Source organism: Rhodanobacter glycinis, assembly GCF_006438785.1.
GTDB lineage: Bacteria > Pseudomonadota > Gammaproteobacteria > Xanthomonadales > Rhodanobacteraceae > Rhodanobacter > Rhodanobacter glycinis_A.
Window position 1 is genome coordinate 1,256,452 of record NZ_RCZB01000001.1, and the last position, 20,420, is coordinate 1,276,871.

The following is a 20,420-nucleotide window of genomic DNA, read 5'->3' on the forward strand; positions in this document are numbered from 1 at the left end:
GGAGCATGTCGATGGGCTTTCATTGCAGCACGCCGGTCGCACCACTCGGTGACCTGATCGAGAAGATCTGGGACTGGGACATGCCCGTTGCGGCGCATCGCTTCGAGCGTGTGCTGCCGCAGCCGGGCGCCGTGCTGATCATCAACCTGCACGAAGATGAGACCCGTGTGTACGCCGACGACGTGACGCGCGAATGCACTCGCTCGTCAGCCTGTGTGCTGGGCGGTCCGTCATCGCGCAGCCAGATCATCGACACCTCCGAACAGGTTCGGGTGATGGGCGTGGTATTTCGCCAGGGCGGCGTGCACGCCTTCACCGGCGAAGACGTGAGCACGCTGGCCGAGCGGGATACCAACCTGCATGACCTGTTCGGAGCGTCCGCCGATGGACTGCGCCAGCGTCTGCTGGACACGCCGGCACCGGCACAAAGGCTGGCGCTGCTGGAAGCATGGCTGCACCGGCGCGCGCGCATGACGCCGGTGCATGCGGCGGTCCATCACGCCGTGAGCATGCTCGACCGGGTGCCGCAGCTGGCCAGTATTCCGTTGATAGCCCGCGCCACCGGCCTGTCCGAGCGACGACTCTTGCAGCTGTTTCGCCGCCAGGTGGGGATGACTCCGAAACACTACGCACGACTGATGCGTTTCCGCGCGGTGGTGCGGCACGCCCACGCGCATGCCACCGTGGACTGGAGCGCCGTCGCAGCCGACTGCGGTTTTTCCGACCAGGCCCACCTGAACCATGAGTTCCGCCGCTTCGCCGGCCTGTCGCCATCGGCTTTCACGGCGCGCCGTGGCCCGCATCCGAACCATCTGCCACTGGACTGAACCTGCCGCGGAGCGATCCGCAAGCAGTGCGAAAATCTACAAGACGGCCATGTACCGCAACGTTAGCCTGTCTCCTCCCCCTACCCGGAGTCATCGCCATGGTCGCAGCAAACCAGTCCGGCAGCACCATCATCCCCTGCTTGCGCTACCGCGACGCGCACGCCGCGATCGAGTGGCTGTGCAAGGCGTTCGGCTTCGCGAAGCACGCCGTTTACGAAAACGAGCAAGGCGGCATCGAGCATGCCCAGCTGACCTGGGGCAACGGCATGGTCATGCTCGGCGAAGTGCGCGACAACGAGTTTGGCCGCCACATCGCCCAGCCCGACGAAATTGGCGGGCGCGAAACGCAATGCGCCTGCGTGACCGTGGCGAACTGCAAATCGCACTATCAGCAGGCGAAGGCGGCGGGTGCGGTGATCGTCGATGATTACGCCGAGAAGGATTACGGCGGCGCCGGTTACAGCTGCCACGACCCGGAAGGTCACCTATGGTATTTCGGCAGCTACGATCCGTGGCAGCCTGGGCAGGCTTGACTCCCTCTCATGGCGTCGCCGCCCTGCCAAGCGGGACGAGGGACCTCGGCGGTCCCTCGTCTCTCGCCTGCGGCCTGCCACTCAGGGTGAGCGAGCGTGCTTTCCGTCGCCGGCGTTTGCCGTGGTCATCGGCTTCAGCTTCGAATCCGGCCGCGCGAGCGCATACATCTCCCAGCTGAACTGTTTGAGCAGGCCCTGACGATCCTTGCCCACGGCGTACAAATCGAAGTGGGTACGATCGGGGAGAAAACGGAAGTCGGCCTTGGCGTGCAGACCGTCCAGCACCGCTTTCAGCCGATGCGCGGCGCCGTCCAGGTAGAACGTATCGGCGGTGCCGACAACCAGGTGGATCTTGCCGTCCAGGTCGGGTTTCAGCTTCGGCCACTCATGCTGCAGGCGCCAGGCGATGTCGTAGTGGTCGCGCCAGTAGGCGACCACCGCCGGGTCGACCGCGCCGCTGGTGCGATCGAACATCGGCATCGGCCGACCGTCGGCCCCGCGCGGCGAGAACACCCACTCGAACGAGGCCAGCTGGCCGCCGTAAGGGCCGAGCACGCGCTCCATCCGGGCAAACTGCTCGAACGTGCCGAGTACCTTGGCGTGATCGCGCACCAGCGGAAAGGCCGAGCCGTCCGCCCGGCGGTACACGTTCGCATTCGGCGAATACAGGTCGACGCCGGTGAAATCGTGGAAGTCGCTGGGGTCCGGCGAGGTCGACCAGGTGCCACCAAAAATTTTCGGGTAGCGCGTCTGCAGCCACAGCGTGGCCCAGCCGCCCGAGGAATGGCCGTTGAGGAAACGGCCGTTCGCGGTGCCATCCATGCGGTACCGGGATTCCAGATGCGGAATCAGCTCGGCAGTGAGTGCCTGCCCCCACGGACCGTTGTTCACCGAATCGGCGAACTCGTGCGTGCCGGTCGGGCTCGACTCGTCGAGAAACACCCAGATCATCGGCGGCATCTGGCGTTCGGCCATCGAGGCGTAGACCATGGCCACGTTGCCGGTCAAAACCGTGGCATCGCCGCCGTAGCCGTGCGTGACATAGACCGTTGGGTAGCGCCGCTTGTTGTTCTCGTAGCCAGGCGGCGTGAGCACCCAGCCGCGCATGGTGATCGGCCTGCCCCAGAACGCGCCGAGCCCGGCGCTGTTGAAGTCGATCGGCTGCGCGTGTGCACGCGCCTCGGCCAGGTGACGCATCGATTGCTCGCTCATCGCTCGCCTGGGGAACTGCCAGGGCTGGCGCGCGGGAACGGTTTCGACCAGATCGAGCGTCACCGGCGACGTCGCCGGCAAGTGCACCGCTACCACCTTGCTCAACAGATCACCGCCACTGCGGCCGTGGTAGTTGTAATCGTGGTTGACGTCGAGCACTGCCTGCAGCAGATAGTCGCCCGGCGGCAACCGCGAAAAAGCGGCTGGGAACACCATCTGATCGGCGTCGATGTCTACTGCCTGTCCCGGCGTCCAATCGCTGATCTCGCGCGCCGCCACACTGGTTTCGGTGGCACGGAACGGGTTGGCGTCGACCTCTCCGACCACATCGCTCTTGCCATCGGAGGCCGCCTTCGCCGCGGCTACGGCGGTCCTGGCATCGATAGCAAACAGCAACAACCGGCCCGAGGTCGGCTGTGGAACCGCCGTTGCGCCCAGACGCACATGGAAGAACTGATGGGTGACGCCCGTGTCGGTGCGAGCCTGCGCGGCACCCGCGAGCAAGCCCAGTACAAGCAGGGCGGTAGCGTAAAAACGGTAGCGCATGATGACTCTCCCCTTGCTTCAGATGGTGCCATGGCATCCCGATCGCGGGCCTCACGGCGGCAAACATGGTGAACCACGCGCCAGGCTAGCCCTGGCGCAAGCCCACTTGTCAATCGTTCTGCGTGCCTTTCGTGCCGGCTTGCACCGGCACCATGCGCAGATCCTGGAAATCGAAACTGAAATCGGTCAGCGGCGAGATCGGCTGCATGCGCACCTCGGTGATATGGCCGTCCATATCCAGCGTGAAGGTCACGAATGCATCCGCATTGAGCGAACGGTCGTCCCAGCGCACGGTAAAAGTGTCGTGCTGCCACGGTGTCATGGTGCCGACCAGTTGCGCGGTCTTGCTGAAGCGCAGGCGAAGCTTGCCGTTCTCATGGCTCACGCTGACATCGCCATACCACGGGTCACGGTAGGTACCCGCATACTTCGCCAGCGCGAGCGAGGGCTTGCTGTTCTTGTCGCGCGCGGCCAGATGCCCGGCATAGCTGTCGTCGGATTTCGCCTCGGCTTTTTTCACGGCCTTGTCGTAGACGGCTACCCAATCCGTCTTCGTTTCCGGGTTCAGATAGGCATCCAGCACGCGATAGGTCACTGCGTTGAACGCGGCACCTGATTCGGCATTGGTCAGCACCACCACGCCCAGGTGCTGCCCCGGCACCAGGGTCACCCGCGAAACCATGCCCGGCCAGCCGCCGGTGTGCCAAACCAGCTTCTGGCCGTGGTAGTCGGACAGGAACCAACTTTCGCCGTAGCCGGAGAAATTCGGCATCAACGGCGCCAGCTCGGGAATCGGCGGCTTGCCCACCTTGATCGGGGTAAGCACGCTCCACATCTCGCGCTGGCTGTCTTCGGAGAACAGCCGCTCCGACTTGCCATCGGCGCCGCTCGTGGGCAACGCGCCCGCGGCAAGTTGCACGTTCATCCACTTGGCCATGTCGTGCACGCTGGAATAAATGCCGCCAGCGCCCGGATCATTCAGCCACGCCATCGGCGGCACCGGCTGCAGATCCTTGAAATCGGCCTTGGCGTGGCCCGTCGCCACGTTCATGCCCGCGCTGATGTAGGTCTTGTCGATCAGCGACTCGTCCATGCCGACCGGCTTGAACAGGTGCGTGCGCACGTAGTCGGCGTAGCTCTGGCCCGACGCCTGTTCGATCACCAGTGTCGCCACCGCAAACAGGATGTTGTCGTAGGCATAGCCGCTGCGAAAGCCGTTCTTGATCGGCACGTCACGCAGTCGCTCGACCACTTGCTTCGTGCTGTAGGAAGTCGGCGGCCAGTACAGCAGGTCACCAGCGCCCAGACTGAGGCCGCTGCGATGCGCCAGCAGGTCGCGGATGCGCATCTCGTGCGTCACGTAGGGATCGGACATGCGGAACCATGGCAGGTGATCGATCACCCGGTCGTCCATCTTGAGCTTGCCCTGCTCGTCCAGCTGCTGCAGCGCGGCGGCGGTGAACGCCTTGGTGTTGGAGGCGATCGCGAACAACGTATGCGCATCGACCTGGGCCGGCTTGCCGATCTCGCGCGGGCCAAAGCCCTGCTCCATCACCACGTGCCCATCCTTGACGATCGCCACCGCGATGCCAGGCACGTCGAAAGTCTTGCGGGCACTGTCGACATAGGCGCCGAAGTCCTGCAATTGCGGTGGCAACAACGGCCTGGCGCTGTCGTGAATCGACACCGGCGGCGCCAGGCGGGCGGCGGGCGCCTGAGCCCAGGCAGCCGTGGCGAAAACGAACAGTGCGCAGCAACCCGCCAGGCGCGGGGAAAGGAAACGCTGGAACATCGAAGGCTCCGCTGGTGGCAATTTTCCAACTATCGCGGCAAACCGGGCGCAAGGCCAGCGCTGGAAGTCATGCGCACCGGCGGACTGCACGCGGGCGCGGCCATGACGAAACCGGCAAAGTCCGCCTAACATGGAACACCACCCTGCACGATCCCGAACCCATGCCAGCCGATCTGTTTGCCGATGCCGCCGTCGCCACCCCGAGCATCCGCGTCGGCATCGGCGGCTGGACCTACGCGCCATGGCGCAACAACTTCTACCCGGCCGGACTGGTGCAGCGGCGCGAGCTGGAGTTCGCCAGCCGCCAGCTTCGCGTGATCGAGATCAACGGCACCTACTACGGCGCACAGAAGCCGGCCACCTATGCCAAATGGGCGGCGGAAACGCCCGACGGTTTCGTGTTTTCGCTGAAGGCGCCGCGTTACATCACCGAAGGCAAGCGGCTGGCCGAGGCCGGCAAGGGCATAAACAGTTTCGTGCACGGCGGGCTGGCCGAGATGGGCGATCGGCTGGGGCCGATCCTGTGGCAGCTGCCGCCGTCACGGCCCTTCGATGCGGATGATCTGGCCGCGTTCCTGGAGGCGCTGCCGCGCGAACTGGATGGCCAGCCGCTGCGGCATGTACTGGAAGTCCGCCACCCGGGTTTCCAGTGCGCGCGCTATGTGGAACTGGCTCGCGCGCGTGCGGTGCCGACCGTGTTCACCGACTCGCCCGACTATCCGTCACTGGCCGACCTCACCGGCGATTTCACGTATGCGCGACTGATGCGCAGCGCCGATGACATCCCCACCGGCTACGCGCCAGCCGCACTGGATCGATGGGCCGGTCACGCGCACACCTGGGCCGCTGGCAACGACATCGTCGAGCTGCCGCATGCCGCCGACTTGCAGCCCGCAGGAAAACCGCGCGACGTGTTCGTGTTCTTCATCGGCAGCGCCAAGCATCGCAACCCGGCGGCGGCGATGGCGTTGCAGGCGCGCGTCGACGGCATACATTGATTTGCACCACCGGCGCGCGCTTCAGCCGGTGCAGAACACGTTGAGCTTGTGTCCTTCGATGTCGCGGAAATAGCCGGCGTAGAAACCACCGCCGCGATCGCCCGGTGCACCTTCGTCGCTGCCGCCCAGCGCCAGCGCCTTGGCGTGCAGACGGTCGACCTTGTCGCGGGCATCCACCACCAGTGCCACCATGTTGCCGTTGCCGATCGCGGCCGGCTCGCCGTCGAACGGCTTGATCACGCACAGGCTCGGCTGCTGCATCGAGACGCCCCAGAAGATATAGCGCTCGGTCTCCATCAATCGCTTGGCGCCCAGTTCGTCCAGCAAGGCGTCGTAATAGACCGCCGCGCGCGGCAAGTCATTGGTGCCCAGAGTGACGTAGCCGATCATGGCGAGCTCCTGCGCTGGATGGGTGGTAGTGCGCCAGCATCCCGCAATCGCTGACGCCTGTCATCTGCAGGTTTATCGGCAAGCGCGACCGCACTAAGCTCACCCCATCCCACCTCTGCGAATCCACATGCGCCGACTCAATCACGTGATCCTGCTGGCGGCGCTGGTCTTCGCCGTGGTGCTGTGGCAGCAGCACACGCCTGCACCGGCCGGCACCACCAATCCCGTCGCAACGACTCCCACCAGCCAGGACACATCGGCCGCGATGCCGGACTTCCTGCCGGCGCAGGCACGCGCCACGCTGGAAGCGATCGCCCGCGGCGGCCCGTTCGAGCACAGCCAGGATGGTGTGGTGTTCGGCAACTACGAAGGCCTGCTGCCGAAGCAGCCGCGCGGCTACTACCACGAGTACACGGTGGAAACGCCCGGCGCGCGAACCCGTGGTACACGACGCATCATCACCGGCGGAACGCCGCCAGTGGCCTGGTACTACACCGAAGATCACTACCGCCGCTTCCGCCGCTTCGGAATGAATCGATGAGCGCGCACGGTTTCGACCTGGACCTGACCAAGCCGACGCAGAGCGGTGTGTATTTTGTCGGTGTGGACGATATCGACCGCCTCGCCAGAACCGCCGCCCGCGACGAACTGCAGGTGTGCCGCACCGACCTGGCCGGTTGCCACGACAAGGACGAACTGCTGCGACGTCTCGCCATATCACTGCAGCTGCCGGCCACATTCGGCCACAACTGGGATGCGTTGGCCGATTGTCTGCGCGACCTCGGCTGGATGCCCGCCTGGGGCTACGTGCTGCTGTTCGAGCACGCCGACGAGTTGCGCCAGGCCGCCGAGGCGGACTTCAACATCCTGCTCGGCATCCTCGATGACGCGGCCACCTTCGGCGACGATAACGACATGCCGTGGTTCGCGTTTCTGGCGCTGCCCGACAGTGCGTTCGACGACGGCCACACGCCCGCCTGAAAAGCGTGTCACCCTTGTCCGCCCCTTTTTTACGGATTCCCATGCAAACCATCAACTTTGAACTGGAAGGCACTTACGTCGAGCTCAACATGCTGTTGAAGCTGACCGGCCTGTGCGACAGCGGCGGCGCCGGCAAGGCCATCGTCGCCACCGGCGCGGTGAAAGTCGATGGCGTCATCGAGCTGCGCAAGACCTGCAAGATCCATGCGGGCCAGGTGGTGACCATCGATGACGCGGAAATCCACGTGCTGGCGGACCCCGAAGCCTAAACCGGCAAGTTGTCCGGCAGGTTGTCCAGCCGCTGATCGAGCTGCAGGTGCGCCGGCAGCGTGATCAGGAATTCCTGCTCCAGCACGCGACGTATCGCGGCGCTGCCGTGCAGCATCCGTCGGTCGGGTTCATGGCCAATACGCCGTATGGTGAACTCGCGATTGTGCAAACTCAGGCGGGAATCCGATGTCGTGCGCGCCACATTCAGATGGTTGACGAAATTCGAGTCTGGATGCGTGGATACATAGTGATTGGCCACGACGTAATCGATCGGCGGTACCGGGCGCAGGTCGAAGCGATACAGCGACAACCACCGTCCGCGCACCATTGACTGCATGCGCCAGTCGCCATCCATCTGCACCAGCCGGAACGGTTCCAGCGGGGTCGCCTGCTCGATATCCGCCTGCAGCCGCAACACCCCGACCAGGGTCTGTCGGCCGAAACCGACATCGACCAGCCAACTCTCGCCGGCCAGCTCGACGCGCAGCAGCATGTGGGTCTGCGGCGTGATCGCATCCTCGGGCCGCGTCCACAGCACGCGCGCGATCAGCCCCGACACCTCGAAACCGATCGCCCGCAATACGGCTTCGAGCAGCAGGTTCTGCTCGAAGCAATAGCCGCCGCGCCCCTCGCGGACCAGCTTGCGCTCGAGTGCGGCCAGCTCCAGGCTCACCGGCAGGCCGAGCAGTGGATTGAGGTTCTCGAACGGAATCGCCGCCACATGTGCGGCGACGATGGCCTGCAGCGTCGGCATGTCGGGACGGGCCGCGCCTTGCCGGCCGATGCGCCGGAGATAGGCCTGCAGGTCGATTGCATCGTGCATCGTCACGCCTTGTCGAGATCAGACAGATGATCTTAGCCGGCCGGGAACCCGGCGGCAGGTAACCATGGTTGGTCCGGCAGCGAAACATCAGCTGTAAGCACCCGCGCCGGATCAGGTTGCATCCGTCACGACCGCTCCCACGTACTACACAAGCCCGATATCGCTTCACGCGTCCCCATCGCCAGCGAGGCCAGCCATGATCCGTCGCATCGTATTCCATGCCCTTCCCCTCACCGCTGCCCTGATGCTGGCAGGGTTGACCGCATGCACGCCCACAGCGGCCGCGAGCGATGTCGTGAAATTGCCTGCGCCCACCGCGGATGCTGTGAAAACTGCACAGAGTGACGAGACGGCGGTCCTTGCCGGCGGCTGCTTCTGGGGTATCGAGGCAGTGTTCGAACACGTCAGGGGCGTGCACAAGGTGGTAGCCGGCTATTCCGGCGGAAACGCCGGCACGGCAAGCTACGAGCAGGTCAGTGACGGCGATACCGGCCATGCCGAATCGGTGCGCATCCAGTTCGATCCGAAACAGGTCAGCTACGGCACCCTGTTGCAGGTGTTCTTCTCGGTCGCGCTCGATCCGACCGAACTCAACCGACAAGGGCCGGACAGCGGCACGCAGTACCGCTCGGTGATCTTCTACGGCAACGACGAGCAGAAGACGATCGCTGCTTCCTATATCGCGCAGCTGACCGCGGCTAAAGCCTTCCCGGCACCGATCGTTACCCAGGTGGTTCCGCTGAAGGCGTTCTACCCGGCCGAGGCGTACCACCAGCATTACTTCAGCGAGCATCCATACAATCCCTACATCGTCATCAACGACGCGCCGAAGGTGGCGCACCTGCAACAACTGTTCCCGGTGCTGTACCAGCCGGCCCAGCAGGTCGTCGACGTACAGCTGCATTGACCCTTGCCTGGGCAGCTCGCCCCCACCTTGCGCGAAGCGGCATGGACCCCATCTCAGGACTTCTGCGCTGCTGCGCGATGACCTGACGACTCTTCTCACGTGCCGCCCCACCAGTCCCCCGAGCCCGCCGAATCGACCGAACTCACGCGCAGTTTCCTGGGCGTGTTCCGTTACAGCGGGCGGGCGCTGGAACTGGTGTGGAGTACCAGCCATGCGCTGACGATCGCGCTGGCGTCACTGACCTTGATCGCCGGCCTGCTGCCGGCCGGCGTGGCATACGTTGGTGCGCATATCGTCGATGCCGTGGTGAACGCCAGTCGGTTGTGGACAACCAGCGGCCACCCGTCGCTGCGGTCGGTGTTCGAGTGGGTGGCGCTGGAAGGCGTGTTGGTGGCGGCACTCGCTGGTGCGCAGCGCGGGCTGTCGCTGTGCCAGTCGCTGTTGCGCGCGCAACTCGGGCAACGCGTCAACGTGATGATCCTGGAGAAGGCGCTGACCCTGGAGCTGGCGCACTTCGAGGATTCCGAGTTCTACGACAAGCTCACCCGCGCCCGCCGCGAAGCATCGAGCCGGCCGCTGTCGCTGGTCACGCGCACGTTCGGGCTGGGCCAGAACGCGATCTCGCTGGTCAGCTACGGCACCCTGCTGTTCCAGTTCTCGCCCTGGGCGGTGGCCGTGCTGCTGCTGGCCGGGTTGCCGTCGTTCCTCGCCGAAACGAAATTTTCCGGCGATGCGTTCCGCTTGTTCCGCTGGCGCTCGCCGGAAACGCGCATGCAGCTGTATCTGGAAACCGTGCTGGCGCGCGAGGACCATGCCAAGGAAGTGAAGCTTTACGGTCTCGGTCCGCTCCTGCTGGCTCGTTATCGCGGCATCTTCGACAAGCTCTACAGCGACGACCGCGACCTCACGTGCGTCGCGAAAGCTGGGGTTTCGGGCTGGGCCTGCTCGGTACCATCACGCTGTACGGCGCGTATGCGTGGATCGCCGCGACCACCGTGGTCGGGCGCATCACGCTGGGCCAGATGACGATGTACCTGATGTTGTTCCGGCAAGGCCAGTCGGCGGTGTCGGCGATGCTGTCGGCGATCGGCGGCATGTACGAGGACAACCTGTACCTGTCGACCCTGTACGAGTATCTGGAAACGCCGGTGCCGCCATCGATCGGTATCGCGCAACGCGGTGCGAAGCCCGACGACGGCATCCGCTTCGAACAGGTCAGCTTCACCTATCCCGGCGCCGGAGAACCGGCGCTGCACGACATCAACCTGCATATCCGGCCCGGCGAATCGCTGGCCCTGGTCGGCCAGAACGGCTCCGGCAAGACCACCCTGATCAAGCTGCTGACGCGGCTGTATTCGCCGGACAGCGGCCGCATCCTGCTCGACGGCACCGACCTGCGCGACTGGGACGAAAGCACCCTGTTGCAGCGCATCGGCGTGATCTTCCAGGATTTCGCGCGCTACCAGATGCGCGTGGGCGAGAACGTCGGCGCCGGCGATGTCAGCCACTTCGAGGATGCGGCGCGCTGGCGCGAAGCCAGCGATAAAGGCATGGCCAGCGAGTTCATCGACAGCCTGCCGGCCGGCTTCGAGACCCAGCTCGGCAAGTGGTTCAAGGATGGTCGCGAACTGTCCGGCGGCCAGTGGCAGAAGATCGCGCTGGCGCGTGCCTTCATGCGCTCGCGCGCCGACATCCTGGTGCTGGACGAGCCCACCGCGGCGATGGACGCCGCCGCCGAGGCGACCATCTTCGAGCACTTCCGCGAACTGGCCGGCAACCGCATCGCGATCCTGATCTCGCACCGCTTCTCCACCGTGCGCATGGCCGACCAGATCATCGTGATCCAGGACGGCCGCATCGTGGAACACGGCAGCCACGAACAGCTGATGGCGCTGGGTGGCCACTACGCGCACCTGTTCTCATTGCAGGCGCAGGGTTATCGCTGATCCAGCCTGATCGGCTTGACCCTGCCCGCCTGCGCGCCCCATGCTTCGCTGTCTTGAACCATCCGAAACACACGCATGAGCAGTCGCTACAACGCCGCCGATATCGAAGTCCTCTCCGGCCTGGATCCGGTCAAACGCCGCCCCGGCATGTATACCGACACCACCCGCCCGAACCATCTGGTGCAGGAGGTCGTGGACAACTCAGTAGATGAGGCGCTGGCTGGCCACGCGAAAACCATCGAGGTAGTGCTGCACGACGACGGCTCGGTGGAAGTGAGCGACGACGGCCGCGGGATGCCGGTCGACATCCACCCGGAGGAAGGCGTCTCCGGCGTCGAGCTGATCATGACCCGGCTGCACGCGGGCGGAAAATTCAGCGGCAAGAACTACAACTTCTCCGGTGGCCTGCATGGCGTCGGCGTGTCGGTGGTCAACGCGCTGTCCGACCGGGTCGAGGTGACGATCCGCCGCGACGGCTCCGAATACCGCATGGCGTTCGAGCACGGCGACAAGGTCAGCGAGCTGGAAATCATCGGCACGGTTCCGAAGAAGCGCAGCGGAACCACGTTGCACTTCTGGCCCGAGGCAAAATACTTCGATTCGCCGAAGATCTCGCTGGGCAAGCTCAAACATCTGCTGCGCGCCAAGGCGGTGCTGTGCGCCGGGTTGAACGTGAAGCTCACCGACGAGGCCAGCGGCGAAATCGTCGAGTGGCATTACGAGGATGGCCTGCGCGATTACTTGCGCGGCGAACTCGACGGCAGCGAGGCGCTGCCGAACGAACTGTTCGTGCACCACATGGCGCGCGACGTCGAAGGCCTGGAGGTGGCACTGGCCTGGTTGCCGGAAGGCGAGCTGGTGCAGGAGAGCTACGTCAACCTGATTCCCACCGCGCAAGGCGGTACCCACGTCAACGGCCTGCGCACCGGACTGACCACCGCGATCCGCGAGTTCTGTGACATCCGCAACCTGCTGCCGCGTGGCGTGAAGCTCGCTCCCGAGGATGTGTGGGAGCGACTCGCCTTCGTGCTGTCGGCCCGGCTGCAGGATCCGCAGTTCGCTGGCCAGACCAAGGAGCGGCTGTCCTCGCGGCAGACTGCCGGCATGGTCGAGAACGTCATCCACGATGCTTTCAGCCTGTGGCTGAACCAGAACGTCGACATGGGCGAGCGCATCGCGCAACTGGCGATCGAACGCGCCAGCGCGCGGCTGAAAGCCGCCAAGCAGATCGTCCGCAAGAAGATCACCCAGGGCCCGCAACTGCCTGGCAAGCTGGCCGACTGCACCGCCACCGACCTCAGCCGCACCGAACTGTTCCTGGTCGAGGGCGACTCTGCCGGCGGCAGCGCCAAGCAGGCGCGCGACAAGGAGTTCCAGGCGATCCTGCCGCTGCGCGGCAAGATCCTCAACACCTGGGAAGTGGAGTCCACCTCGGTGCTGGCCTCTGAAGAGGTACACAATCTCGCGGTGGCGATCGGTTGCGATCCGGGCAAGGACGATCTGTCCAGCCTGCGCTACGGTAAGGTGATCATCCTTGCCGATGCGGATTCGGATGGCCTGCACATCGCCACCCTGCTGGCGGCGCTGTTCCTGCGGCACTTCCCGAAACTGGTGAGCGAAGGCCACGTGTTCGTGGCGATGCCGCCGCTGTTCCGCGTCGACGTGGGCAAGCAGGTGTTCTATTGCCTCGACGAGAGCGAGAAGCTGGCGATGCTGCAGCGGATCGAGCGCGAGAAGATGAAGGGCGCGGTCAGCACCACCCGCTTCAAGGGCCTGGGTGAGATGAACCCGCCGCAGCTGCGCGAATCGACCATCCACCCGGACACGCGTCGGCTGGTACAGCTGACCATCGGCGACGACGACGGCACGGCCAAACTGATGGACATGCTGCTGGCGAAGAAGCGCGCCGGCGACCGCAAGGCATGGCTGGAAGAGAAAGGCGACCTGGCGACGCTGGAAGTCTGAGCCACCGTGGCTTTTTTTGCGACCACGACAGCGCTAAGGTGATCGCTGCTTTTACCTCGGACCATCGCAATGGCCTTGCTGCCACCCATCAACCTCGAACGCTGGATCGATGAGCACCGTCACCTGCTGAAGCCGCCAGTCGGCAACAAGTGCATCGTCGATGGCGACTTCATCATCATGATCGTGGGCGGCCCCAACGCACGCACCGATTACCACCACGACGAAGGCCCCGAGTTCTTCTACCAGCTCGAAGGCGAGATGGTGCTGAAGGTGCAGGACGATGGACAAGCCCGCGACATTCCGATTCGCGCCGGCGAGATGTTCTACCTGCCGCCGCGGGTGCCGCATTCGCCGCAGCGCATGCCGGCATCGATCGGACTGGTGATCGAACGCCGCCGCATTGACGGCGAGCGGGATGGCCTGCTGTGGTTCTGCGAACGCTGCAACCACAAGCTGTTCGAAGAATACTTCGTGCTCGACAGCATCGAGCACGATTTCCCGCCGGTGTTCGATCGCTTCTACGGCTCACGCGAAGCGCGCACCTGCGATGCATGCGGCCATCTGAATCCGGCACCGGCGAAATACGGCTAAACGCCGAGACGATCCCGCGCCAGCCATTTGTGCGCCATCCGCCGCAGCGAAGCGTCGAAGCTGGTGTCGGTCGCCACGTCGACCACCGGCCGCCATGCCAGCGCATGTGATTCCTCATTGATCACGAAGCGATCATCTGCGCCTGCGCGCAGCACATAGCGCACGTCGTAATGCCAGTGTTCCGGTTCACTCGTGCGCGCCGCAATGCGATGTCGATCGAGATCGAAGATGTCGCCTTCGACGCGCAGATCGGCCACGCCGGTTTCTTCCCGTGCCTCGCGCAATGCGACCCGGACCAGATCGGTATCGCCATCGGCATGCCCACCCGGCTGCAGCCACTTGTCCAGCTTGCGGTGATGCATCAGCAGCACGCGCGCGCCATCGGCGCTGATCAGCCAGCACGAACCGGTGAAGTGACCCATCGTGTTGCCACGCTCGAAAGCATTCGCATGCGTATGCAGAAATGTTTCGAACTGGGTGACGGTTGTCGCCTCACCCTGCCATTGGTCACGGTAGCGCTGAAGCGCCCCGATCATGAACATAGTCGGTTGCTGCATGGATTTCCGTTGGCATCGTGTGGAAGCAAGCCGTGACGGCTTTTGCCGCGGCTGAATGAAACTTGTGCAACCCGTAATGCTGGGCTATGTTGGCCCGCCATTGCCCTGCCCGTCCTATCCACCGCCACAGAGCGGAAGCGGGCAACATCACTGAAGGGGAGCTAGATGATAAAAGGTCTGTTTGCCACTCACACCATCGAGGCGATGCCTCATGTGGACGCCGGCGAACCTGTCGAAGGCAGCTCGACTGGCGAGGTCACGCTGAAACGTGTGTTGACCGCACGCCATCTGGTGATGCTGGGCATCGGCGCGGTGATCGGCGCCGGCATCTTTGTCCTGACCGGCACCGCCGCTGCGCAGTTTGCAGGCCCCGCGCTGGTGATCAGCTTCCTGATGGCGGGTTTCGCTTGCGCGCTGGCAGGCCTGTGCTACGCCGAATTCGCTGCGATGCTGCCGGTTTCCGGCAGTGCATATTCCTATTCCTACGCGACTCTGGGCGAAGTCGTCGCGTGGTTCGTCGGCTGGAACCTGGTACTGGAATATCTGTTCGCGGCTTCCACCGTGGCGGTCGGCTGGTCCGGTTATTTCAACGAGATGCTACGCATGCTCAGCTCGTTGACCGGGATGAATTTCACGTTGCCGGCGGCGCTTTCCTCCGCCCCGTTCACCTTCAACGAGGCCGGGCACCTGGTCACCACCGGCACGCTGATCAACGTTCCGGCGATCGCCATCGTCGCGGCGATCAGCTGGCTCTGCTATCGCGGCATCACCCAGTCGGCGACGGTCAACGCGATCATCGTGGCGATCAAGGTGGTCGTGATCCTGTTGTTCCTCGTGGTGATGTTCAATTACATCAATACGGACCTCTGGCACCCGTTCGTGCCGGCGAATGAAGGCGGCTCGAAATTCGGCTGGAGCGGCGTCATTCGCGGCGCCACGCTGGTGTTCTTCGCGTACATCGGTTTCGACGCGGTTTCCACCGCCGCGGGTGAAGCGAAGAATCCGCAGCGCGACATGCCGATCGGCATTCTCGGCTCGCTGTTCGTCTGCACCCTGCTGTATATCGCCATGGCCGCCACGCTGACCGGTGTGGCCCCGTTCCGCATGCTCAACACACCCGAGCCGGTCGCCACCGCACTTAACTATGTGCTGGGCAATGTCGCTGTCGGCGGCACTGCGAGCTATGTGCTGGGTTCGCTGAAGATCCTGGTGGTGTTTGCCGCACTGGCGGGCCTGAGCTCGGTGGTGCTGGTCATGCTGATGGGCCAGCCGCGCATCTTTTACGCCATGTCGCGCGACGGCCTGATGCCGCAGGCGCTGGGCCGCCTGCATCCAAAGCATCGCACGCCCTATGTCGGCACCATCATCGTGGGCGTGATCGCTGCCACGCTGGCCGGCCTGTTTCCGGTGGACGTGCTGGGCGACCTGGTTTCGATGGGTACCCTGCTGGCATTCGCCACGGTGTGCATCGGCGTGCTGGTGCTGCGCCGCACCCGTCCGGAGCTGCCGCGCGCGTTCCGTGTGCCGTTGCCGTGGATCATCTGCCCGCTGGGTGCAGCGGCCTGCCTGATCCTGTTCTGGCAGGCGTTTGCGGTGCGCTGGCCACTGCTGATCAGCTGGACCGCCATCGGCTTCCTGATCTACGGTTTTTACGGCTACCAACACAGCAAACTTCGCCAGAACACACCCTGACAAACGACGGCCGGCGCACAACACGCCGGCCGCCGCGTTTGTGATGCCACCCGCGTAGATCTCGACACCCCGCTTCCGAAGACGATAGCCCATGCTCAAGCAGTTGCTCGCCCGCAAGACCGATTTCAGCAACGACGATAGTGCGCACGGCCCGGCCTTGCGGCGCACCTTGGGCCCATGGGGGATTACTGCGCTGGGCATCGGCGCCGTCATCGGCACCGGCATTTTCGTGGTGACGGGTACCGCCGCCGCCGAGCATGCAGGTCCGGCGGTGTTGCTCTCGTTTGTCATTGCCGCGATCTGCAGCGGCTTCAGCGCTCTGTGCTACGCCGAATTCGCGACACTTATCCCTATTTCGGGCAGCTCGTATTCGTACGCCTATGCCTCGTTGGGAGAACTGGCCGCCTGGTTCATCGGCTGGAACATGGTGGCCGAATATGGCATCTCCGCGTCCGCGGTTGCTGCCAGTTGGACCGGTTATTTCACCAGCCTGCTCGATCACATGGGCATTCACCTACCCATCGCGCTCACCGAAGCACCGCTGGCGTTCACCGACGGTCATCTGGTCGCGACCGGGCATCTGTTCAACTTGCCCGCGGTGGCGATCGTGATGGCGCTGACCTGGCTTTGCTATATCGGCATTCGCGAATCGTCAGGGCTGAATGCCCTGATGGTGCTGGTCAAGGTGGGCCTGATCGTGATCGTGGTGATCGCCGGCTACCGTTATGTGAACCCGGAAAACTGGCACCCGTTCATCCCCGAAGCGCAGGGTGACGGCAAATACGGCTGGTCCGGCATCATGCGCGGGGCGGCCATGGTGTTCTTCGCCTACATCGGTTTCGAGGCTACTTCGACCGCGGCGCAGGAATGCAAGAATCCGCAACGTGACCTGCCCTTCGGCATTCTGTTCTCGCTGGTGATCTGCACCGTGCTCTACCTGGCGATGGCGGCCGTGTTGACGGGTCTGGTGCCGTACACCGTGCTGGATACCTCCGAGCCGGTGGTCACCGCTGTCGCAGCGCATCCGGAACTCGACTGGCTGCGGCTGATCGTGGAGATCGGCGCCATGATCGGGCTGTCCTCGGTTATCCTGGTCATGATCATCGCGCAACCGCGAATCTTCATGATCATGGCGCGTGACGGCATGCTGCCGAAGGTCTTCGGCAAGGTGCATCCGCGATATCGCACACCGCACATCAACACGCTGATCACCGGCGCGGTGATTGCGCTGCTGGCTGCGATATTCCCGCTCGACCTGCTTGCCAACCTCACCTCGATGGGCACGTTGATCGCGTTTTCGGCAGTCTGCGCCGGCGTGTTGATCCTGCGTCACACCATGCCGGATCTGCCGCGTACGTTCCGTGTGCCCTGGGTCTGGTTTACCTGCCTGGCGGGTGTCGGCAGTTGTTTCGCGCTGCTTTTCAGCCTGGACTGGTTCAACTGGGCGATCCTGGGCATCTGGACGCTACTCGGCTTCGCCATCTATTTTCTCTACGGCCGCCGCCACAGCTACCTGCGCCAGTCGGCCTCCTGAGTGTGGAATCCCTCTAAGCGAATTTCGTCGAAGTTCGCCGATTTTCCGCTAATTACGGGTTATTTACGCGATCTGCCGTCAACTTGACAATTTGGCAAATCTCACAAAAATCTCACGAAGCCGATGACAACTCTTTGTTTTCGCTAACTTTGTTAGCGAAGTCCAGACAAATCGGGTCGAGGGGTCGCCCATTCCTCAATCGCGGGAGTATCATCTCCAGTCCGCGGGTTGATCACTTGGCAGTGGGCCCCGGATCGCGGCTCGACGCGTCAGGTGGGTAAGCTCCTCAGCCTGACACGCCGGGCCGCACTTTTGTCCGCAACTCGCGCGGCACCATCCTCCCCTCTGCAAGTACGCCGACGCTCTGCCTCCGAGTGCAGCCGTTGCGTGCGCAACAAGAAGGCCGGCGATGCGCCGGCCTTCCTGAATTACGCGAACCACGAATGCGGTCAGGCTTTCTTCGGCGTATGTGACACACACCAGCCTTTCGCATTAACTGATTTGCCCGGGAACAACTGGCAAGGTCCGCGCCCGGTAGCGGCGCCGGTATAGAACTGGCAGTTGGCGCAATTGTCGCCTGCCTTGTGCTTCGCATCGGCCGTCTTGCTGGCATCCTCGACATAGCCCAGTGCCTTCGCGGTCGGGTCCGCTTCGGTCAGCGCCGGCAGATCGGCGGCACGTGCAAAGCGCGGCAGTCCGCCGATGACTACGGCAGCCACGGTGGTACCGGCGGCCACTTTGAGGAATCGGCGACGCGATTCGATATCTTGTTCGTTCGACATGGGCAAGCCTCCGTCGTATCTATCCAACGCACCCTGCACTGGACTCGCGCCGATGGTACGCCTGCCACTTCAATTTTTCCTGACTGGCGCGAATGGCTCTCATTCCAGGCAATAGCCCATCCGGTGCATGGTATAGTTGAGGTTCATTTGGACGTCCAAACACCATGAGCCAAACCCTGCCAGGCACGATCCCGGCCAGCCTGTTCGAGGCATGCGCCGACTCTATCGCGGAGACTGCACGTGAGCTGGCGGCACTCGGCTGGACGCCAGCCACCAGCAGCAACTTCTCGATGCGGGTCGACGCGGATCATGCCGCGATTACCGTCTCCGGCCGGCACAAGGGCCGGCTCGGGCGCGAAGACATCATGCTGATCGACCTCGACGGCCACGCCGTCGGCACCGACGCACGCCCCAGCGCCGAAACGGCGCTGCATACCCAGATCTACCGGCGATGGCCGCATATGGGCGCGGTACTGCATACCCATTCGCGCACGCAGAGTGTCGCCTCGCGACTGTTCGCCAGCGACGGCGTCATCCGTTTGCAGGGCTGGGAATTGCAGAAGGCGATCACCGGCTATCTCACGCACGAGAGCACGCTGGAGATCCCGGTGTTTCCGAATACCCAGCACATGCCCGACCTGGTTGCCCAGGTGGATGCGTGGCTGGACGCCGGCAAGCCGCTGCATGCTTATCTGATCGACGGCCACGGCATCTATACCTGGGGCCGCGACATGGCCGAGACCCAGCGTCATCTGGAGGCGCTGGAGTTTCTGCTGGGCTGCGAGCTGGACCTGAGAAAGTTGAGGGCATCATGAGCCACCTGCGCATCTTCGACGAGACAAAACCGCAATCGCCACTGACGGAGCACCACGAGCACGCCGCGATTGCCGATGCACTGGCCAAGGTCGGTGTCCGCTTTGAACAGTGGGAGGCGAACCAGCCGATTGCGCCAGGCGCCAGCCAGGATGAGGTGATCGCGGCGTATCGCCGTGATATCGACCGGTTGATGGACGAAAAAGGTTATCAGGCGGTCGACGTGATCAGCCTCGCACCGGACCATCCCGAGCGTGCCACTTTGCGGCAGAAGTTCCTCAGCGAACACACTCACAGCGAGGACGAGGTGCGCTTCTTCGTCGCCGGCTCCGGTCAGTTCACCCTGCACATCGACGGCAAGGTCTACGACATCCTCTGCGAGCAGGGCGACCTGATCGGCGTGCCCGATGGCACCCGCCACTGGTTCGACATGAGCGAGTCACCCTACTTCGTGGCGATTCGGCTGTTCACCAACAAGGACGGCTGGGTTGCGCAGTTCACCGGTGACGATATCGCCGGGCAATTTCCGCGGATGCAGCCGCATCGGATCGAACGGCCATGACCGAAATCCGCGCCATCGTCACCGACATCGAGGGCACCACCAGCTCGATCAGCTTCGTACGCGACGTGCTGTTTCCGTATGCACGCAAGCGGCTGCCGGCCTTCGTCGAAACCCATGGCAACCAACCCGAAGTGCAGCATTGGCTGCACGAGACGGCCCGTGAAGCGGGGCTGGTCGAGGCCAGTCGCCAGGACATCATCGAGTTGCTGCTGCAGTGGATCGACCAGGACCGCAAATCCACCGCGCTGAAGGCGCTGCAGGGCATGATCTGGAAGGACGGCTATGCCGCCGGCGATTACCGCGCCCACATGTACCCCGAGGTCGCCGCCCGCCTGCGCGATTGGCGTGCCGATGGATTGCGCCTGTATGTCTACTCTTCCGGTTCGGTGCCTGCGCAGCAATTGTTCTTCCGCTACAGCGAAGCTGGCGACCTGAGCCCGCTGTTCGCCGGCTACTTCGACACGGAAACCGGCCCGAAACGCGAAGCCGAATCCTATCGGCGCATCGCCGAGGCCATCGGCGAGCAGCCCGCGCACATCCTGTTCCTGTCCGACATCGTGGAGGAACTCGATGCCGCGCAGTCGGCCGGCGTCCATACCGGCTGGCTGATCCGCGAGCCGCAGGCGTTGCCCGATTCACCCCGCCATCCCGTGTTCAGCGACTTCAACGCGATCACACCTTCGACCTGACCCGCGAATG

Annotated in this window: 22 protein-coding genes; 16 read left to right on the forward strand and 6 right to left on the reverse strand. The window is 63.9% G+C overall.

Going from position 1 to position 20,420, the window contains the following annotated elements; all coding sequences use genetic code 11:
* Positions 1–11 precede the first annotated feature (11 nt).
* Together EAH75_RS06050 and EAH75_RS06055 are read left to right on the forward strand one after the other, a co-directional pair.
* Positions 12–827 (forward strand): AraC family transcriptional regulator, encoded by an 816-nt coding sequence (locus EAH75_RS06050; RefSeq protein WP_140650728.1) that lies wholly within the window; start codon positions 12–14, stop codon positions 825–827.
* 98 nt (positions 828–925) lie between these two features.
* Positions 926–1,360: a VOC family protein gene (locus tag EAH75_RS06055; RefSeq protein ID WP_140650724.1), complete on the forward strand. Its 435-nt coding sequence runs from the start codon at positions 926–928 to the stop codon at positions 1,358–1,360.
* Positions 1,361–1,441: 81 nt separating this feature from the next.
* Here the strand turns inward: EAH75_RS06055 and EAH75_RS06060 are convergent, their stop codons facing one another.
* Positions 1,442–3,118 carry an alpha/beta hydrolase gene (locus EAH75_RS06060; RefSeq protein ID WP_140804762.1) on the reverse strand — a complete coding sequence of 559 codons (1,677 nt, stop codon included), beginning with the start codon at positions 3,116–3,118 and terminating at the stop codon, positions 1,442–1,444.
* Positions 3,119–3,227: 109 nt separating this feature from the next.
* Positions 3,228–4,910, reverse strand: coding sequence for a serine hydrolase (locus EAH75_RS06065; RefSeq protein ID WP_140804764.1), 1,683 nt, complete (start codon positions 4,908–4,910; stop codon positions 3,228–3,230).
* Between the two features lie 161 nt (positions 4,911–5,071).
* On the opposite strand from EAH75_RS06065, the gene EAH75_RS06070 reads away from it, so the two are divergent.
* Entirely contained in the window at positions 5,072–5,908 is an 837-nt protein-coding gene (locus EAH75_RS06070) for a DUF72 domain-containing protein (RefSeq protein WP_140804766.1), read from the forward strand.
* Between the two features lie 21 nt (positions 5,909–5,929).
* Here the strand turns inward: EAH75_RS06070 and EAH75_RS06075 are convergent, their stop codons facing one another.
* Positions 5,930–6,298, reverse strand: a complete 369-nt coding sequence (locus EAH75_RS06075) for a VOC family protein (RefSeq protein ID WP_140804768.1) — start codon at positions 6,296–6,298, stop codon at positions 5,930–5,932.
* Between the two features lie 127 nt (positions 6,299–6,425).
* Between EAH75_RS06075 and EAH75_RS06080 the strand changes: the two genes are divergently transcribed.
* From EAH75_RS06080 to EAH75_RS06090, 3 genes are read left to right on the forward strand one after another with little or no spacing between them, the layout of a single operon-like run.
* Positions 6,426–6,839 carry a ribonuclease domain-containing protein gene (locus EAH75_RS06080; RefSeq protein WP_140804770.1) on the forward strand — a complete coding sequence of 138 codons (414 nt, stop codon included), beginning with the start codon at positions 6,426–6,428 and terminating at the stop codon, positions 6,837–6,839.
* Entirely contained in the window at positions 6,836–7,279 is a 444-nt protein-coding gene (locus tag EAH75_RS06085; RefSeq protein WP_140804772.1) for a barstar family protein, read from the forward strand. The genes EAH75_RS06080 and EAH75_RS06085 overlap by 4 nt, the downstream gene beginning before the upstream one ends.
* Before the next feature lie 41 nt (positions 7,280–7,320).
* The gene (locus tag EAH75_RS06090) at positions 7,321–7,548 is read left to right on the forward strand and encodes an RNA-binding S4 domain-containing protein (RefSeq protein WP_140650699.1); all 228 of its coding nucleotides are present in this window, start codon (positions 7,321–7,323) and stop codon (positions 7,546–7,548) included.
* Here the strand turns inward: EAH75_RS06090 and EAH75_RS06095 are convergent.
* Positions 7,545–8,372 carry an arylamine N-acetyltransferase family protein gene (locus EAH75_RS06095; protein ID WP_140650696.1) on the reverse strand — a complete coding sequence of 276 codons (828 nt, stop codon included), beginning with the start codon at positions 8,370–8,372 and terminating at the stop codon, positions 7,545–7,547. The two genes, EAH75_RS06090 and EAH75_RS06095, sit on opposite strands and share 4 nt — an antisense overlap.
* Before the next feature lie 196 nt (positions 8,373–8,568).
* Here EAH75_RS06095 and msrA point away from each other — a divergent pair, with 196 nt between their 5' ends.
* The 5 genes from msrA to EAH75_RS06115 all read left to right on the forward strand — a co-directional run bounded on the left by msrA (position 8,569) and on the right by EAH75_RS06115 (position 13,781).
* The gene (gene msrA, locus EAH75_RS06100) at positions 8,569–9,279 is read left to right on the forward strand and encodes a peptide-methionine (S)-S-oxide reductase MsrA (protein ID WP_140650692.1); all 711 of its coding nucleotides are present in this window, start codon (positions 8,569–8,571) and stop codon (positions 9,277–9,279) included.
* Positions 9,280–9,378: 99 nt separating this feature from the next.
* Complete coding sequence (locus EAH75_RS19905; RefSeq protein ID WP_241668899.1) at positions 9,379–10,305, forward strand: hypothetical protein; 927 nt, start codon at positions 9,379–9,381, stop codon at positions 10,303–10,305.
* Positions 10,188–11,225 carry an ABC transporter ATP-binding protein gene (locus EAH75_RS19910; protein WP_241668900.1) on the forward strand — a complete coding sequence of 346 codons (1,038 nt, stop codon included), beginning with the start codon at positions 10,188–10,190 and terminating at the stop codon, positions 11,223–11,225. The genes EAH75_RS19905 and EAH75_RS19910 overlap by 118 nt, the downstream gene beginning before the upstream one ends.
* A 75-nt stretch (positions 11,226–11,300) precedes the next feature.
* On the forward strand, positions 11,301–13,190 hold the full coding sequence (parE, locus tag EAH75_RS06110; RefSeq protein ID WP_140804774.1) for a DNA topoisomerase IV subunit B: 1,890 nt from the start codon (positions 11,301–11,303) through the stop codon (positions 13,188–13,190).
* A 69-nt stretch (positions 13,191–13,259) separates the two neighbouring features.
* On the forward strand, positions 13,260–13,781 hold the full coding sequence (locus EAH75_RS06115; RefSeq protein WP_140650686.1) for a 3-hydroxyanthranilate 3,4-dioxygenase: 522 nt from the start codon (positions 13,260–13,262) through the stop codon (positions 13,779–13,781).
* Here EAH75_RS06115 and EAH75_RS06120 read toward each other — a convergent pair.
* Complete coding sequence (locus tag EAH75_RS06120) at positions 13,778–14,338, reverse strand: NUDIX hydrolase (RefSeq protein ID WP_140650682.1); 561 nt, start codon at positions 14,336–14,338, stop codon at positions 13,778–13,780. The genes EAH75_RS06115 and EAH75_RS06120 overlap by 4 nt on opposite strands.
* A 165-nt stretch (positions 14,339–14,503) precedes the next feature.
* On the opposite strand from EAH75_RS06120, the gene EAH75_RS06125 reads away from it, so the two are divergent.
* Positions 14,504–16,030 carry an amino acid permease gene (locus tag EAH75_RS06125; RefSeq protein WP_140650678.1) on the forward strand — a complete coding sequence of 509 codons (1,527 nt, stop codon included), beginning with the start codon at positions 14,504–14,506 and terminating at the stop codon, positions 16,028–16,030.
* 91 nt (positions 16,031–16,121) lie between these two features.
* Positions 16,122–17,564: an amino acid permease gene (locus EAH75_RS06130; RefSeq protein WP_140650674.1), complete on the forward strand. Its 1,443-nt coding sequence runs from the start codon at positions 16,122–16,124 to the stop codon at positions 17,562–17,564.
* Positions 17,565–18,013: 449 nt separating this feature from the next.
* Here EAH75_RS06130 and EAH75_RS06135 read toward each other — a convergent pair whose 3' ends face one another.
* Positions 18,014–18,346 (reverse strand): high-potential iron-sulfur protein, encoded by a 333-nt coding sequence (locus EAH75_RS06135; RefSeq protein WP_140650670.1) that lies wholly within the window; start codon positions 18,344–18,346, stop codon positions 18,014–18,016.
* A 164-nt stretch (positions 18,347–18,510) separates the two neighbouring features.
* Here EAH75_RS06135 and EAH75_RS06140 point away from each other — a divergent pair, with 164 nt between their 5' ends.
* The 3 genes from EAH75_RS06140 to mtnC are packed head-to-tail and all read left to right on the forward strand — an operon-like array spanning position 18,511 to position 20,410.
* On the forward strand, positions 18,511–19,161 hold the full coding sequence (locus tag EAH75_RS06140) for a methylthioribulose 1-phosphate dehydratase (RefSeq protein WP_140650666.1): 651 nt from the start codon (positions 18,511–18,513) through the stop codon (positions 19,159–19,161).
* The gene (locus tag EAH75_RS06145) at positions 19,158–19,721 is read left to right on the forward strand and encodes a 1,2-dihydroxy-3-keto-5-methylthiopentene dioxygenase (RefSeq protein ID WP_140650661.1); all 564 of its coding nucleotides are present in this window, start codon (positions 19,158–19,160) and stop codon (positions 19,719–19,721) included. Before EAH75_RS06140 ends, EAH75_RS06145 begins: the two co-directional genes overlap by 4 nt.
* Positions 19,718–20,410 carry an acireductone synthase gene (mtnC, locus tag EAH75_RS06150; RefSeq protein WP_140650657.1) on the forward strand — a complete coding sequence of 231 codons (693 nt, stop codon included), beginning with the start codon at positions 19,718–19,720 and terminating at the stop codon, positions 20,408–20,410. The genes EAH75_RS06145 and mtnC overlap by 4 nt, the downstream gene beginning before the upstream one ends.
* Positions 20,411–20,420: the final 10 nt, after the last annotated feature.